The 15,505-nt window shown below is 69.6% G+C and carries 12 protein-coding genes and 1 tRNA gene; 1 reads left to right on the plus strand and 12 read right to left on the minus strand.

Going from position 1 to position 15,505, the window contains the following annotated elements; all coding sequences use genetic code 11:
• Positions 1-68: 68 nt before the first annotated feature.
• The 5 genes from GQQ92_RS06965 to GQQ92_RS06985 form a co-directional block, all read right to left on the minus strand.
• Positions 69-1,301, minus strand: a complete 1,233-nt coding sequence (locus GQQ92_RS06965) for a PP2C family protein-serine/threonine phosphatase (protein WP_197738125.1) — start codon at positions 1,299-1,301, stop codon at positions 69-71.
• Positions 1,302-1,304: 3 nt separating this feature from the next.
• Positions 1,305-1,835 (minus strand): FHA domain-containing protein FhaB/FipA, encoded by a 531-nt coding sequence (locus GQQ92_RS06970; RefSeq protein WP_156998502.1) that lies wholly within the window; start codon positions 1,833-1,835, stop codon positions 1,305-1,307.
• Positions 1,832-2,578: an FhaA domain-containing protein gene (locus GQQ92_RS06975; protein WP_156998503.1), complete on the minus strand. Its 747-nt coding sequence runs from the start codon at positions 2,576-2,578 to the stop codon at positions 1,832-1,834. The genes GQQ92_RS06970 and GQQ92_RS06975 overlap by 4 nt, the downstream gene beginning before the upstream one ends.
• Before the next feature lie 65 nt (positions 2,579-2,643).
• The gene (locus GQQ92_RS06980) at positions 2,644-5,160 is read right to left on the minus strand and encodes a glycoside hydrolase family 65 protein (protein WP_156998504.1); all 2,517 of its coding nucleotides are present in this window, start codon (positions 5,158-5,160) and stop codon (positions 2,644-2,646) included.
• Positions 5,157-6,122, minus strand: coding sequence for an HAD family hydrolase (locus GQQ92_RS06985; RefSeq protein WP_308206750.1), 966 nt, complete (start codon positions 6,120-6,122; stop codon positions 5,157-5,159). The genes GQQ92_RS06980 and GQQ92_RS06985 overlap by 4 nt, the downstream gene beginning before the upstream one ends.
• 371 nt (positions 6,123-6,493) lie before the next feature.
• Here GQQ92_RS06985 and GQQ92_RS06990 point away from each other — a divergent pair.
• Positions 6,494-6,577, plus strand: a tRNA-Leu gene (locus tag GQQ92_RS06990).
• An 86-nt stretch (positions 6,578-6,663) separates the two neighbouring features.
• On the opposite strand, the gene GQQ92_RS06995 is transcribed toward GQQ92_RS06990, so the two are convergent.
• From GQQ92_RS06995 to GQQ92_RS07025, 7 genes are all read right to left on the minus strand, one after another.
• Complete coding sequence (locus GQQ92_RS06995) at positions 6,664-8,394, minus strand: ABC transporter ATP-binding protein (protein ID WP_156998505.1); 1,731 nt, start codon at positions 8,392-8,394, stop codon at positions 6,664-6,666.
• An 81-nt stretch (positions 8,395-8,475) separates the two neighbouring features.
• The gene (locus GQQ92_RS07000; RefSeq protein ID WP_156998506.1) at positions 8,476-9,900 is read right to left on the minus strand and encodes a glycosyl hydrolase; all 1,425 of its coding nucleotides are present in this window, start codon (positions 9,898-9,900) and stop codon (positions 8,476-8,478) included.
• Between the two features lie 69 nt (positions 9,901-9,969).
• Complete coding sequence (locus tag GQQ92_RS07005) at positions 9,970-10,749, minus strand: alpha/beta hydrolase (protein WP_156998507.1); 780 nt, start codon at positions 10,747-10,749, stop codon at positions 9,970-9,972.
• A gap of 4 nt (positions 10,750-10,753) precedes the next feature.
• A complete protein-coding gene (locus GQQ92_RS07010) occupies positions 10,754-12,166 on the minus strand; it encodes a GH1 family beta-glucosidase (protein ID WP_232057549.1) in 1,413 nt (470 codons plus the stop codon).
• Positions 12,163-12,987 carry a carbohydrate ABC transporter permease gene (locus tag GQQ92_RS07015; RefSeq protein ID WP_156998509.1) on the minus strand — a complete coding sequence of 275 codons (825 nt, stop codon included), beginning with the start codon at positions 12,985-12,987 and terminating at the stop codon, positions 12,163-12,165. The genes GQQ92_RS07010 and GQQ92_RS07015 overlap by 4 nt, the downstream gene beginning before the upstream one ends.
• Complete coding sequence (locus tag GQQ92_RS07020; RefSeq protein ID WP_156998510.1) at positions 12,984-13,856, minus strand: carbohydrate ABC transporter permease; 873 nt, start codon at positions 13,854-13,856, stop codon at positions 12,984-12,986. The genes GQQ92_RS07015 and GQQ92_RS07020 overlap by 4 nt, the downstream gene beginning before the upstream one ends.
• Positions 13,857-14,110: 254 nt before the next feature.
• Positions 14,111-15,406: an ABC transporter substrate-binding protein gene (locus tag GQQ92_RS07025; RefSeq protein ID WP_156998511.1), complete on the minus strand. Its 1,296-nt coding sequence runs from the start codon at positions 15,404-15,406 to the stop codon at positions 14,111-14,113.
• Positions 15,407-15,505: the final 99 nt, after the last annotated feature.

Genomic DNA, 15,505 nt, shown 5'->3' on the forward strand with positions numbered 1-15,505 from the left:
TGCGTCGGATGCCGTCTGGCGGCGTCGCGGTGGGCGGCTGGGTCGCCGTGACCCGACCGGTGGCGGCGTCACTCAAGGGACTCCTCCAATCTGGCCACGATCTGCGCCGCGTCGGCGAGCGAGCCCGCGCTGATGGTCTTCTCGACGCGCTGCTGGTCGTAGGTGCGCAGTTCGGACACGTCGATGCTCGTCTCCCGGTACAGCTCGTGCAGCGAGATCGGCCCCAGATCTTGCTGGATGCCCTGGTAGATCGCGACGCGGCCGTTGGACTCGCCGACGTAGTAGCGGGTCTGCGTCCACTGGTAGCCGAGCGCGACGACGGCGACGATCGCCGCGGCCATGACGAAGATCCAGAAGCCCCACACCCACCGGCGACGGCGACGGCGCCGGGCGTCCTCTTCGATGATCTCGTCGAAGTAGTCGGCCGAGTCGGGCTCGAAGTGCGTCTCCTGCACCGGGTGGGGGCGGAACGGCGCGAGGCGGATGGCGCGCGGACGGGGCGGCTCGGCCGCCGCGCCGAACGCGAGCGGCGCCGCCGCCGAACCCACCACGAGCGGCGGCGTCGCCGGGGCGGGCGGATCGCCGATGTCGAGGATGACGACCGTGACGTTGTCGGGGGCGCCGCCGTCGAGCGAGGCCTTCACGAGCCGGTCGGCGACCTGCTTCGCACCGGCATCGGCCGAGAGCTGCTCGTGCAGGTCGTCGAAGGAGACCACGCCCGAGAGGCCGTCGGAGCAGATCAGCCAGCGGTCGCCCGGTCTCGTGTCGAGCACCATGCTGTCGATCTCGGGCGACGCCTCGACGTCGCCGAGCACGCGCATGAGCACCGAACGGCGGGGGTGCACCATCGCCTCCTCGGCGGTGATGCGGCCCGCGTCGACGAGACGCTGCACGAAGGTGTGGTCGGTCGAGATCTGGCTGAGCTCGCCCGAACGGAGCAGGTAGATGCGCGAGTCGCCGATGTGGGCGATGACGACGCGGTCGCCGTGCAGCAGGATCGCGCTCGCCGTGGTGCCCATGCCCGTGAGCTCGGAATGCTCGGACACCGTCTCGGCCAGACGCCGGTTCGCGGCGATGAGCGCGCCCTCGAGGGCGGCGGATGCCTCGGGCGCCGAGGCGTAGTCGTCGTCGGCCTCGGCGACGCGGCGGGTGACGATCGCGCTCGCGACGTCACCGCCGGCGTGGCCGCCCATGCCGTCGGCGACGAGGAACAACCGGCGGCCGGCATAGCCGGAGTCCTGGTTGTTCGCGCGGATGCGCCCGACATGCGAGACCGCCGCGCTCGCCTTGATCGACACCATGGCCTACCGCCGCAGCTCGAACGTGGTCGCTCCGACCTTGATGGTCGCTCCGAGGGGAATGGGCACGGGTGCGGTGACGCGGACACCGTCGAGGAAGGTGCCGTTCGTGGAGTCGAGGTCCTGGATCATCCACCGGCCGCTCCAGAGCATCATGCGGGCGTGGTGGGTGGAGGTGTAGTCGTCGCGGATGATGATGGCCGAGTCGCTCGAACGGCCGATGGTGATCTCGTCGCGGCCGAGGGGGAACTCGGTGCCCGCCTTCTGCCCGCTCGTGATGACGAGCTTCGACGGGGCTTCGGAGGCGGATGCCCCGGCCGAGGCGGCGCCGGCCGCACCGGCGGCCGCGGCCACGGGCGGCTTCGACGCCGGGAAGGCGGAACCGGACGGGGGCGTCGCGCCCGCGGCTTCGGGCTGGAGCTTGCGCACGCGCTGGCCGAACAGGTCGCTGCGGAGGGCGTAGACGATGGCGAAGACGAACACCCAGAGCAGGAGGAGGAAACCGAGTTGCAGGACCAGCAGGGTGAGTTCGCTCATTCGGCCGGCCCCCAGAATCCGCCGAGGTCGTGGCGTTCGGTCGCCGGATCAGCGCGGGGCGCGGGCGTTGCGGGAGATGCGGCTTGGGCGAGCACCCGGAACACGATACGCGACCGCCCGATGGTGATGACCCCGTCGGGCTCGAGGATCGCCTCGGTGATGCGCACGCCGTTCAGCTGCGTGCCGTTCGTGGAGCCGAGGTCGCGCACGCGGGCACGCGAGCCGTCCCACTGCACCTCGGCATGGCGGCGCGACGCGCCCGAGTCGTCGATCGTGACGTCGGCCTCGCTGCCGCGCCCGATGGCTGTGCGGCCCTTGATGATCGGATGCCGCGTGCCGCCGATGTCGAGCACCGGGGTCCAGGCGACCTGGCCCTTGACGTTGCGGGAGTCGACCTGGACGAGGCCCTCGGCCAGCCCCTCGTCGGCGACGAGCTCGATCGTGATGCCGCCCGCGAACTGGAAGCGCTGGCTCGCGGCGTGCTTCTGCACGAGGTCGACGAGCTCGTCGGTGAGAGCCGGCCCGAGGCCCGACATGCGCGCGTGGTCGGCAGGGGACATGCGCACCCGGAACTGGTTCGGCACGAGCACGCGGTCGCGCGACACGACCGCCGCCTTCGTGTCGATCTCGCGCTTCAGCGCCGCCGTGATCTCGACGGGCTGCAGTCCCGAGCGGAAGGTCTTCGCGAAGGCGCCGTTGACGGCGCGTTCGAGACCCTTCTCGAAGTTGTCCAGTAGGCCCACAGGTCTCCCGATCCCGTTCCGTAGATTGCTGACATGCTAGCCCGACCGACTGTGAACGCCGCCGCTCAGTCGACCGGAATGGCGGATTCCTCGGCATCCAGGTCGATCGAGAGCGTCGGGATCGACGCCGTCAGCAGGGTGCCGTCGGCCCGGCGGGAGCCCGCGACGTCCTTCATGCGGGGTGCGCCGCGGAGGCGCGGGCCCTGGCCGTCGAGCGGCACCGAGACATCCGCCCCCTGCTCGATCAGCACCCGCTCGCCGCGCACGCTCACCTCGATGCCGTCGCCCGACTCGGCGTGGAACGAGATCGCCCCGGCCTCGAGGGTGACGCGGATGCGCGTGCCGCGCAACGTGAGCGGGAACGTGAGTTTCGACCACGAGTCGGGCAGGCGCGGGTCGAAGGTGAATGTGCCGAGGTGGTCGCGGAACCCCGCGAAGCCCATGACGAGCGCCGCCCACACGCCGCCCGTCGAGGCGACGTGCACGCCGTCGGCGGCGTTGTGGTGCAGATCGGCGAGGTCGACGTGCAGCGCGGAGCGGAAGTAGCGCAAGGCGAGTTCGTGGTAGCCGACCTCGGCCGCGATGATCGACTGCACCACGGCCGACAGCGTCGAGTCGCCCGTCGTCAGCGGGTCGTAGTACTCGAAGTCGGCGAGCTTCTCGGCGTCGCTGAACCGGTCGCCCTGGAGGTAGAGCGCGAGCACCACGTCGGCCTGCTTCAGCACCTGGAACCGGTAGATGACGAGCGGGTGGTAGTGCAGCAGCAGGGGCCGGCGGCTCTCGGGCGTGTTCTCGAGGTCCCAGAGCTCCTTCTCGAGGAAGGCGGAATCCTGCGGGTGCACGCCGAGCTGCGCGTCGAACGGGATGTGCATGTGCGCGGCCGCGCGACGCCACTCCGCGACCTCGGGCGGGGTGACCCCGAGCCGAGCGACGAGCTTGTGGTACGCGATCGGGTCGTGCAGCTGCAGGCCGTCGACGGCGGATGCCGCAGCGGCGAGGTTCGCCCGCGCCATGACGTTCGTGTACAGGTTGTCGTTGACCACCGTCGTGTACTCGTCTGGGCCGGTGACGCCGTGGATGTGGAACACCGCATCGGCCGTGCCGCCCGATCGCCAGAAGCCCAGATCCTCCCACATGCGGGCCGTCTCGACGAGGATGTCGATCGCGCCGCGGCCGAGGAAGTCGGTGTCGCCCGTCGCCGCCACGTACTGGCACAGCGCATAGGAGATGTCGGCGTCGATGTGGTACTGCGCCGTGCCCGCCGCGTAGTACGCCGAGGACTCGAGGCCGTTGATCGTGCGCCACGGGAAGAGTGCCCCGCGCTGGTTCAGCTCGAGCGCGCGCGCCCGCGCCGACTCGAGCATGCGCTGCCGGAACCGCAGCACGTTGCGCGCCACGATCGGCGAGGTGTAGCTGAGGAACGGCAGCACGTAGATCTCGCTGTCCCAGAAGTAGTGGCCGCCGTAGCCGGAACCGCTCACGCCCTTCGCCGCGACGCCGTCTCCGTCGGTGCGAGCCGTCGCCTGGGCGAGCTGGAAGAGGTTCCAGCGCACCGCCTGCTGCACCTCGGGCTGGCCCTCGATCTGCACGTCGGAGCCCGACCAGAAGTCGTCGAGCCACGCGCGCTGCCTGGTGAACAGCTCGGCGACCCCGAGCTCGAGCCCGCGGTCGAGCGTGCGATCGCAGCGGTCGGCGAGCTCCCGCGTGGGCACCGTGCGCGCCGTGTGGTAGCTCACGAACTTCGTGATGCGGATCGGCTTGCCGCGCTCGGCGTGCACGCGGTACAGGTGCTTCGCGAGGTCGTCGTCGATCGAGCCCGACTCCGAGAACTCGTTCTCGGTCGCGATCTCGTGCTCGACGCCGACCGCGATGGTCATGCCCGAGTTCGTGCACTGGTAGCCGAGCAGGTACCGGTCGCCCTGGGCGCGCTTGATGCGCGGCTGCAGCACCCGGTCGGTGAACATGTCGGCCTTGCGCGGGTCGAACACGCCCGGATCCTCCTGCACGCCCGAGCGGTACTCGTCGCGGCCGTCCTGCCGGTTCAGGATCTGGCTCGAGATGGCGACCGCCGCGTCGGCGTCGAGCATCTCGACCTCGTAGTCGAGCACGACCAGGTGCCGGTCGGTGAACGAGACCATGCGCCGGCTCGTGATGCGCACCCGCTTGCCCGACGGCGTGCGCCACTCGATCGAGCGCGACAGCGCCCCCTGCCGGAAGTCGAGCCGGCGGTCGTAGTCGAGCAGCTCGGCGGTCGCGATGACGAGCGGCTCGTCGTCGACGTAGAGGCGGATGACCTTCGCGTCGGGGGCGTTCACGATGGTCTGCCCCACGCGCGCGAACCCGAACGCCTCTTCGGCGTGCCGGATCGGCCAGGTCTCGTGGAATCCGTTCACGAACGTGCCGTGCAGGTGCCCGTCGCGGCCCTCCTCGACGTTGCCGCGCAGGCCCAGGTAGCCGTTGCCCACCGCGAACAGCGTCTCGGTGCGGCCCTGGTCGTCGACGCCGAACTCGTTCTCGACGAGGGCCCACTCGTCGATCGGGAACCGGTTGCGGTCGAGGGGATCGGTGTCGGCGAACCTCATGCGTGGTCCTCTCGGGGTTCGTTGCGGGCGTGCGGTTCTGGCGGCGCCGGCGGTGCCGGCGGCTCGTCTGCCGATCTCGACACGGCCGCTTCGCCGCCTGCTCGAGCGGCGGGGCCGTCCTCCGCCGGTCGAGCAGCGGAGCGCGCCGAGATGACCGCGGGCAGGAGTTCGTCGAGCTCGTCGACGATGACCTCGGCGCCGAGCTCGCGGAGCGCCTCGCGGCCCACCCCGCGGTCGACGCCGACGACGAGGCCGAAGTCGCCGGCCGCGCCCGCCCGGATGCCCGACTCGGCGTCCTCGACGACCGCGCAGGCCGTCGTCGGCAGGCCGAGCAGCTCGGCCGCGTGCTCGAACATGTCGGGTGCCGGCTTGCCCGCGATGCCGTCGCGGGCCGCCACGAGCCCGTCGACCACGACCTCGAACCGGTCGGCGATGCCGGCGGCCGCCAGTACCGAGGGGGCGTTCTTCGAGCTCGAGACGACGGCCACGCGGCATCCGCTCGCGATGACGGCGTCGAGGAACGCGACGCTCGCCGGATAGGGCTGGACCCCCTCGTCTTCGAGGGTCTGGTTGAACGCGTCGTTCTTGCGATTGCCGAGGCCGTGCACCGTCTCACGCGCCGGGCCGTCGGCGACCTCGCCCTCGGGGATGCGGATGCCGCGGCTCTCGAGCAGGCTGCGCACGCCGTCGTAGCGCGGCTTGCCGTCGATGTACGCGAAGTAGTCGGCCTCGACGTAGGGGGCGGCGCCGTGCTCCGCGAGGAACGGCGTGAACAGCCGCGACCACGCGTGCATGTGCACGATCGCGGTCGGCGTGAGCACGCCGTCGAGGTCGAAGAGCCAGCCGCGGATGCCGCGGAGGTCGACGTCGGCCGGATCGGGGTCGGCGTTGGCGTCGTGTCGCGGGCTCGGGTTCGGGGTCGCGCTGATGGCGGATGCGTCGGGTGTGTTGTGCGTGGTCACGGCGGTCCTTTCGTCGTGCCGGTCGCGGCAGTGGGACCCGCCGTTCGATGCTATTCCGCTGCGGTGCGCGAGCGCGAGGCCGGATGCGAGTTCGGAGCAATCGCGGAGGTGGGGTGGGAGCGGCGGGATCCACGGGTTGCAGGAAGGATCCGCCGCCACGCCGGGCTGCGGCGGCGTCTCGGGCCGTATCGGGCCGAATGTTCCTGCAACCCGCCCCCGTGGGCGGCCGGGACTCGACCCGCGGGCGGTCGGGACTCGCCCCGTGTGCGGCCGGGAAGAGCCGCGCTCGAGGCATCCGCGGCTCGAATGGCCTTTGCCTGCGCGAGATGTTAGGCTCTCGTGGCTGGACGCACTTCGGTGCGACCGCGATCGCGCGAGTGGCGGAATTGGCAGACGCGCTGGCTTCAGGTGCCAGTACTCGCAAGGGTGTGGGGGTTCAAGTCCCCCCTCGCGCACAGACAGAGCAGAACGGCCCGGATCTCGATGAGGTCCGGGCCGTTCTTCGTTTCCGAGCGGCCGACCGACCGACCGGGCGGTGCGGCTACTGCTGCGCGAGCAGGCGGGCATAGGTGCCGCCGGCGGCCGCGAGCTCGTCGTGGGAGCCGGACTCGACGATCGAGCCCGCCTCGAGCACGACGATGCGGTCCGCCCGGCGGACGGTGCTCAGCCGGTGGGCGACGACGAGGGTGGTGCGGTCGGCCGTGAGGCGATCGATGGCGTCCTGCACCTCGGCCTGGGTCTCGGGGTCCAGTGCCGCCGTCGCCTCGTCGAGGATCAGGATCGCCGGATCGCGGATGAGCGCCCGGGCGATCGCGAGCCGCTGCCGCTGCCCGCCCGAGAGCTGCGCCCCGCGATCGCCGACCGGGGTGTCCCAACCGTCGGGAAGGTCGAAGACGAAGTCGGCGTTCGCGTTCAGGAGAGCGTCCGTGAGCAGCTCGTCGGAGACGTCCTCGATGCCGTACGCGACGTTCTCGCGGATCGAACCGCGGAAGAGCACCGACTCCTGCGGCACCACCGAGATGAACCGACGGGCGGTGCGCATGTCGATCGACTCGATATCGGCACCGTCGATCAGCACCCGGCCGTCCACGGGGCGGAGGAACCCCAGGGCGAGGTTCACGAGCGTCGACTTGCCGGATCCCGACGGGCCCACGAAGGCCACGGTCTCGCCGGGGGCGATCGACAGGTCGAGGCCGTCGATGACGCGCCCCGAGCCGTAGTCGAAGTCGACCCCGACGAAGTCGATCGCACCGCGGGCCGCGCTCACCTCGCGCTTGCCGCCGTTGCGCTCGACGTCGGGCTCGAGGAGGACCTCGACGATCGATCGCCGCGACTCGATGCCCTTCGTCACGATCGGCGCGATCTGGAACGCCGAACTGATCGAACCGGTCAGCAGCGAGAAGTAGGAGCTGAGCAGCACGACGTCGCCGACGCTGATCGGGATCAGACCCGACATCGACACGAGGGCGGCACCGAAGAGGCATCCGAGGGTCAGGAGCTGGTAACTGCTCCACGAGAGCGCGCCGAACCGCCCGTTCAGCCGGTCCAGTGACATCCCGGCGCGCTGCACGTCGTTCGAGGTGTCGACGACGCGGCGCACCGACACCGCCTCGAGGCCGTGCGCCCGGGTCACCTCGAGCAGCGACGACATCTCGTTCACGCGCGACGACATCTGCTCGACGCTGCGCCGGAACGCTTCGTTGCTCGGTCCGGTTCGGCGACGGAGCCAGAGGATGAGGCCCGTCGCGAGCGGGACGGTGAGGGCGAACACCGGGAGGAACTCCGGCACGCGCAGCGCCGTCGCGATGCCCGCGCCGATGAGGATGGTGAACGCGCTCAGCACCGGTCCGAAGGACTGCTGCAGCATGAGTTCGATGTTCTCGACGTCGCGGACGACCTTCGTCTGCGCCACGGCCGCGCTGGAGCGCGCGTGGTAGCCGATCGAGAGCTCCTGGAGCCGGGTGGCGAGCGCCTCGCGCAGCCGCGCACCGAGCTGCCTGACGGCGTACGAGTAGGCGCGCACGTAGACGGCGTTGGCGAGCACGTTCGCGAGGATCGCGACCACGGCGAGCCCTGCGGGCGCGACCAGAGACGACGGATCGCGTTGCTCCACGAGCGCGTCGATCACGGTCGCCGTCACGATCGGCAGGATCCAGAGCGGGCTGTCCTTCACGATGAACGCGACGACGGCGACGGCCAGCCGGCCGCGCGCGGGGCGGAGGCCGCTGCGCAGCAGGCGGTCGGGGTCGAGTTCCTGACGGAGCCGGGTCATGGGCGTTGCCTTTCGGGACGGCGGGAGGGGGGAACGCGGGGCAGGGCGCGGTGCAACGCCCGCGCCCTGCCCGTCGCCCGATCAGCCGGGCAGGGTCCAGCGTTGGTTGGCCTGGGTGTTGCAGTCCCAGATCTGCAGTCGTGTGCCGTTCGCGGAGTTCTGGCCGGTCACATCCAGGCAGCGGCCGGACTGGGGGTTGCGAAGACGCTGGACCGCGGTGTCGTACACCCACGTCTGCGCGCCGCTTCCGTTGCAGTTCCAGAGTTGGATCACGGTGCCGTTCGCCGTGCCCTGCCCTGCAGCGTCGAGACACCGGCCGGAGTTCGGGTTCCGGATGGTGCCGTCCGCGGCGACCGTCCAGGTCTGGGCGACTCCGGAGGCGCAGGCGTACAACTGCACGGCCGTACCGTTCGCCGTGCCGGATGCCGCGGCATCGACGCACTTCCCGGCGAGACCGACGATCGCCCCGGTGCGCGCGGTCGGCGGCGGGGTGCCTCCGCCGATACCCACCTCCCCTTGATTCAGCACCCGCCCGTTGAAGTAGGTGTTCTGGATCTCGGTGTTGGAGTTGTTCCCGCGCAGCTGCTCAGACCAGACCATGAAGTAGCTCCATCGCGTCTGGCTCGAGAGGAACGAGGCATCCGGAACCTTGCCCATCTCTGCGATGGCGATCGGCTTGCCTCCCGCGATCGCCTGCATCTGCTGGTAGTCGCCCGAGCTGGGGTAGTTCTTGTACCACGCGTCGAGCGAGACGACGTCGACGTAGGAATCGCCCGGATAGTAGTTCGCCCACCCGCCCGCGGGGTTGTCCTGCACGTTCCAGACCCAGATCAGGTTGTCGAGGCCCTGACTGTCGAAGTAGTCGCGCATCTGCTGGTAGATCTTGGCGCCGCCGTTGGCTCCTGGGCGGCCGCCCCACCAGTTCCAGGTCTCGTTCATCTCGTGGAACGGACGCCACAGCACCGGCACGCCGGCGTCCTTCAGTTGACGCAGGTACGGCACCACGGCGGCCATGCGCTGGCGCCAGGTGGTGTTGAGCGCGGTTCCGCCCGTGACGATGTCCGTGAACTGCGCGTTGCTGATGGTCGTATTGACGCCGCCGCTGAACTCGCAGGTGTTCGAGACGGTCGGCGAGCAGGCGTGCCACGTCAGGGCGACGAGCGACCCGTTCGCCCATTCCGTCTTCGCCTGGTCGATGACGCGTTGCCGGTTGCCGATGTCGTCGGAGCGGAACATCATGTCACCGCCCCAGAGGCCCGGGTACTGGCCGGTGATGTCCTTCACCTGCTGCGTGTACTGGGCCGGCGCCGTCGCCGGCTCCTTGTTGTGCTGGCCCGAGACGATGCTCGTGCCAGCGATCGAGGCGAGGTAGTTGAGGACCGCGGCCTTCGAGGACGCGGGAAACGCTTCGGCGGGTTCCGACTGCGCGGCGGTGCCTGCAGCGAGCCCTCCCAGGATGACGGCGCCGATCAGCGCCATCGTCATCGGTCGGTGTCGCAACTTCATCGTTGTTCCTTCCGTTTCTCGATCGCCCGCGCGAATGCGCGAGCGCTCCGACGCCGGACGGCGGCGGGGTCAGGGGAGCCTGCGCAGGGGGAGCCACTCGAGCACGCGGCGGATCTGCTGGTCCCAGTGGTGCCAGTCGTGGCCGCCCGGGCTCTCCGAGTACTCGAGCGGCAGGCCGGCGGCGGCCGCGACGTCGCGGAAGCGTCGGTTCTCCTCGAGGTTCTCGTCATCGGAACCGCACCACTGGAGGAGCTTCGGGCACGCGGCATCCGCCCTCGATCGTGCAAGGTGCATCAGGTCGTCGCCGTGGTCGCGGGCCCGGCCGCGTGAACCGAACGTCGCCCGCCACTCGGGCGTCTCCGGCCGGGCGGTGACGTCGAGGCCGCCCGACAGGCTCGCAGCGGCGGCGATCGATCCGGGTTTGCGCAGCGCCCACTTGAAGGCGCCGTACCCGCCCATGGAGAGTCCGGCCGCGAACGTGTCGGCCGGCGCCGACGACAGCGTGAACCACGATGCGACCAGTGCGGGCAGCTCTTCGGTGACGTAGGTCCAGTAGTCGTGGCCGGCAGTCTGATCGGTGTAGTACCCGCGATGCACCGTCGGCATCACGACGGCGAGATCGTAGCCCTCGACGTAGCGCTCGATCGCCGTGCGGCGCGTCCACGCGGTCTCGTCGTCGCCCATGCCGTGCAACAGGTAGAGGACCGGCGTCCCGACACGGCGACGCTGCCGTGCGGGAGCCGGGGTCGGGTCCGGAGCTGGTTTCGGAGCCGGTTCCGGCAGGATGACGGTGGCCTTCGTCGCCATTCCGAGCACCCGCGACTGGAACGAGCACTGGAGGAGTGCCATCGGGCTACCCTGCGAGGGAGTCGTCTCGCCGACCCGCCGCGATCTGCCCGGCCAGCCAGCGCGCGCTGTCCTTGGGCGTGCGCACCTGGGTGTCGTAGTCGACGTGCACGAGACCGAACCGGCGATCGTAGCCGAACGCCCACTCGAAGTTGTCGAGGAAGGACCACACGAGGTACCCGCGCAGGTCGACGCCGCGCTCGATCGCGCGGGCGGCGGCGGCGAAGTGCGCCTCGAGGAAGGCGATGCGCTCGTCGTCGGCCACCCGGCCGTCGACGACCTCGTCGCGGAAGGCCGCACCGTTCTCGGTGATCATGAGGGGCAGCCCGGTCTCGGCGTGCATCTTCACGAGCAGCGCCTCGAGACCGTCGGGGTCGATGACCCAGCCCATCGCGGTGGTCGGGCCCTCGGGCTGGATGAACTCGACGTGACCGCTGCCCGGCCACGGATTGCCGGCGATGCCGTGGGCTGCCGAATCCTGCGGGCCCTCGCCGGGCATGCGCACGACCATGGGCAGGTAGTAGTTCAGGCCGAGCAGGTCGAGCGGCTGGTGCGCCTGCCGCTCGTCGCCGTCGTGCACGAACGACCAGTCGGTCACCTCGGCGGTGTCGGCGAAGAGCTCCTCGGGATACGCGCCGCGCAGCATCGGCCCGAGCCAGACCTGGTTGCCGACGCGATCGATGCGATCCACCGCTTCGTTCGAGGCACCCGGTGCCGGCTTCACGAGGTGCACGTTGAGCGTCGCCGACACATCGGGGGTGCCGGTGCTGTGCCGACGGAGCTCTGGCACGGCGAGTCCGTGCCCGAGATTCATGTGGTGCGCGGCGCTGAGGCCCGCCGCCGGGTCGTTGCGGCCCGGGGCGTGCACGTCGGCCGCGTACCCGAGGAAGGCCGCGCACCACGGCTCGTTCAGCGTCAGCCAGGTGTGCACCCGGTCGCCGAGCGCCTGCGCCGCGATGCCCGCGAACTCGGCGAAGCGGTACGACGTGTCGCGGTTGGTCCACCCGCCGAGGTCTTCGAGGGCCTGCGGGAGGTCCCAGTGGTACAGCGTGGCGATGGGCGCGATGCCGCGCGCGACGAGGCCGTCGACCAGCCGGTCGTAGAACTCGAGCCCTCGGGTGTTCACCGTGCCCTGCCCCGTCGGCAGCACGCGCGACCAGGAGAGCGAGAACCGGTACGCCTGCACGCCCAGCTCGGCCATGAGGTCGAGGTCGGCCTCCCACCGGTGGAAGTGGTCGCACGCGACGTCGCCGGTGTCGCCGTTCAGCACCCGGCCGGGGGAGTGGCTGAACGTGTCCCAGATCGACGGGCCGCGTCCGCCCTCGGCCGCGCCGCCCTCGATCTGATAGGCGGCCGTCGCGGTGCCGAGCATCACGTCGGGCGGAAGCATCCGGATGCCGCTGCGCCGCGTCGAGGTCACTTGGTGGCTCCGGCGGTGACGCCGTTGTAGATCCATCGCTGGAGGGCGAGGAAGACGATGACCGTCGGGATGATCACGATCATCGTCCCTGCCGCGATGACCTCCCAGTTCGCGCCGTACGGACCCTTGAAGTTGAACAGCGCCGTCGAGATGACCGCGAGGTCGCGACTGGGCATGTAGAGGAACGGGATGTAGAACTCGTTGTAGATGCCGATGCCCTTGATGATGACCACGGTCGCGATCGCGGGGGCGAGCAGGGGCAGGATGATCTTGCGGTAGATCGTGAATCGGGATGCCCCGTCGACGAGCGCCGCCTCGTCGAGCGACTTCGGGATCGACTGCATGAACTGCACGAAGATGTAGATCGAGATGATGTCGGTCCCCATGTAGAGGATGATCGCCGACCACGGGGTGTTGACGAGCCCGAGCCCCTTCACGATCTGGAATGTCGCCACCTGCGTCGTCACGCCCGGAACGAGGGTCGCGGCGAGGAACAGGAAGAACACCAGCCGCTTGCCGCGGAAGTCGAACCGATCGAGGGCGTAGGCCGTCATCGTGCCGATGATGATCGTGCCGATGAGCGAGACGATCAGGATCAGCCCGGTGTTCCAGAAGCCGAGCGCCATGCGCCCGCTGGTGAAGGCGACGACGAAGTTCTCGAGGTTGAACCAGTTGGACGGCGGGTCGAGCGGGCCGCTCGCCCCGTACTCGCCTCGCGTCTTGAACGAGGCGAAGAGCACGACGAGCAGGGGGAGGAGCACGACGAGCGCGGCGGCGACGAGCGAGGTGTACTTGCCGGTGAGGGCGAGGGGGCGTTTCATGACAGGGTCACATCCTCATCGGGGACGATTCGGCGCTGGATCCAGGTGATGACCAGCACGATGACGAGCAGGACGACGGCCATCGCCGAGGCGAGTCCGACGCGTTGGAAGTAGAAGGCCGTCTGCACGGTCTGGATGACGAACGTCGACGTGCCGTTCGCGCCGTTCGTCATCACGAACGGGATCTCGAAGACCGAGAGGCTGCCGGAGATCGCGAGGATGAAGGACAGGCTGATGATGCGCTTGATGCCCGGGGCGATGATGAAGCGGAACTGCTGCCAGCGGTTCGCGCCGTCGATCTCGGCCGCCTCGTAGAGCTCGCCCGGGATCGACTGGATCGCCCCGAGGAAGAGCACGAACGTCAGCCCCGTGAATCGCCAGACCGAGGTGCTCGCGAGCGAGATGTTCGCGATGTCGGGGTCGCCCAGCCAGTGCGGGGTGTCCTGGATGCCGAAGAACCCGAGCACGGTGTCGAGCGTGCCGCCCGGCTGGAACAGGTAGAGGAAGACGAACCCGACCGCGACGCCGTTCAGCAGGTACGGGAAGAAGAGGACGCCCTTGAAGAAGTTGCGGAATCTCGTCTTGAACGAGAGCACGGTCGCGAAGTAGAGGGCGATGGCGATCTGGGCGAACGACGCGACGAAGTAGTACATGCTGACCAGGAACACCTGCCAGTAGCGCGGATCGGTGAAGACCTTGACGTAGTTGTCGAGGCCGACCAGGTCGCGTTCGCTGCTGAGGCCGTCCCAGTCGGTGAAGCTGTAGCCGATCATGTTCGCGACGGGCACGTAGGTGAAGGTGATCAGGAGGATGAGCGCCGCCGCGCTGTACAGCCACGGGGTGAGTCGATTGACGCTGCGCAGTTTCATGCGTCGCCGGCTCGGGCGATCACCGCGCGGGGCGCTCGGCGAGCCGAGGCTGCGGAGCCGGCCGAATGCGCCGCTCGGCGCGCTGCTCCCGAGCGGATTGGATTTCGTCGTGGTCACGCTGGTCCGTTTCGGTGACGCACCTCGTCGTGCGGTTGGGGCGAGTGGTGCTGGTGGATTGGGGGAGCCGGCCGACCCGGGGTCTCTCGGGCCGGCCGGCGGATGCCGCGGACGGCTGTTGATCCGGCTGCGGGGCGTCAGCCCATGACGTCGGCCTGCGCTGCACCCCACCGCTTGTTGAGCTCTGCGGTGAAGGAGTCCCAGTCGCCGTCGGCGGCGCCGCGCGCGACATCGATGAGCTGCTGGCGGTAGATGGTGCCGTCGATCTCGGCGATGTTGTAGATCTCGGCTTCCTTGCCGGCGTTCTCGCCGGCGGCGTTGAGCTCGACGAGCTCGACGCCCGTCGCGGCGAAGTCCTCGATCTCCTTCGGCATCGCGCCGTCCTTGGGCACGGGGATCGCGCCCTGGCTCGCGGCGAAACCGGAGTCCTCGATGAACCACTCGAGCCAGGCTTTCGCCGTGGCCTTGTTGGACGAGTTCGACGAGATCGCGCTCACACGGTCGCCGGCGATCTTGGAGTGGAACGTGCCGTCCGTCTGGTACGGGAACGGCCAGAAGGCGATGTCGTCGGGGTCGGCGCCGATGTCTTCGGCCGCGGCCTTCATCTGGGGCACCGCCCAGGAGCCGAGCAGCATCGAGGCGATCTTGCCCTCGGCGAGGTCGGGCTTGGACTGCTCCCAGTTCGTGGTGAGCGGGTCCTCCTCGGAGAGGCCGTCGTGGACGATGTCGTAGAGCAGGCCGTCGGCGATGTAGGCGTACTTGCCCTCTTCCCACAGAGCCGGGTCTTCGGGCCAGGCCTCGAGGATGTCGGGGTCGCCCATGATCGCGCGCTCGTTGTCGAAGAACGTGACCGGCCAGCCGTCCTTGTAGTTCGTGTAGTACGGCACGACCTCGGGGTCGCTCGCCTTGATCGCCTGAAGGCCGGCGAGGAAGTCCTCGGGGGTGGTCGGGGGTTCCGTGATGCCGGCGTCGGCCCACACCCGCTTGTTCACGACCATGCCGGACGCGACGCCGCCGACGGAGATGGCGTAGGTCTCGCCGTCGTAGGCGTACTCGCTGGCGAACCGGTACTTCTCGGCGAGTTCGTCGGTGGCGCCGAGCGGCTCGAAGAACTCCTTGATCTGCCCTTCGGTGAGGCCGTTGGGCAGCGCGAGCACGTCGCCCGCGGAGCCGCCGGCGAGTCGGGTGGTGACGTCCTGGTCGTAGTTCGTGACGCCCTCGAACTTCACGGTCGTGCCGGGGTACTTCTTCTCGAACTCGGCTCCGTAGTCGGCGAAGAGCGTGTCGATGAGGTCGGTGCGGTTCGTGAGAACGGTGATCTCCCCGCCGATCTCGTCGTCGTCGCCGCCGGTGCCGCCGGCTGAGCAGCCGGCCAGCAGAAGGGCCGCGACGGCGCTCATTGCGCCGACGGCCAGCAGATGCTTCGTTGCCATGGTCTGGTGTCTCCTCGGTGTCTTCGTCGACAGGTGCAGAAGGGATCGTTCGATCCGCAGTGACAAGAGTGAACGTGGTTCGCGGCCCTGTCAAGACTT

The organism is Agromyces terreus (assembly GCF_009749465.1).
In the GTDB taxonomy this organism is placed as follows: domain Bacteria; phylum Actinomycetota; class Actinomycetes; order Actinomycetales; family Microbacteriaceae; genus Agromyces; species Agromyces terreus.

Coding starts and splice junctions, on each gene's coding strand:
- GQQ92_RS07015 (WP_156998509.1), bottom strand. CDS start 12,987: ATGAAACGCCCCCTCGCCCTCACCGGCAAGTACACCTCGCTCGTCGCC.
- GQQ92_RS07005 (WP_156998507.1), bottom strand. CDS start 10,749: ATGGCACTCCTCCAGTGCTCGTTCCAGTCGCGGGTGCTCGGAATGGCG.
- GQQ92_RS06965 (WP_197738125.1), bottom strand. CDS start 1,301: ATGGTGTCGATCAAGGCGAGCGCGGCGGTCTCGCATGTCGGGCGCATC.
- GQQ92_RS07020 (WP_156998510.1), bottom strand. CDS start 13,856: ATGAAACTGCGCAGCGTCAATCGACTCACCCCGTGGCTGTACAGCGCG.
- GQQ92_RS06980 (WP_156998504.1), bottom strand. CDS start 5,160: ATGAGGTTCGCCGACACCGATCCCCTCGACCGCAACCGGTTCCCGATC.
- GQQ92_RS06995 (WP_156998505.1), bottom strand. CDS start 8,394: ATGACCCGGCTCCGTCAGGAACTCGACCCCGACCGCCTGCTGCGCAGC.
- GQQ92_RS07025 (WP_156998511.1), bottom strand. CDS start 15,406: ATGGCAACGAAGCATCTGCTGGCCGTCGGCGCAATGAGCGCCGTCGCG.
- GQQ92_RS06970 (WP_156998502.1), bottom strand. CDS start 1,835: ATGAGCGAACTCACCCTGCTGGTCCTGCAACTCGGTTTCCTCCTCCTG.
- GQQ92_RS07000 (WP_156998506.1), bottom strand. CDS start 9,900: ATGAAGTTGCGACACCGACCGATGACGATGGCGCTGATCGGCGCCGTC.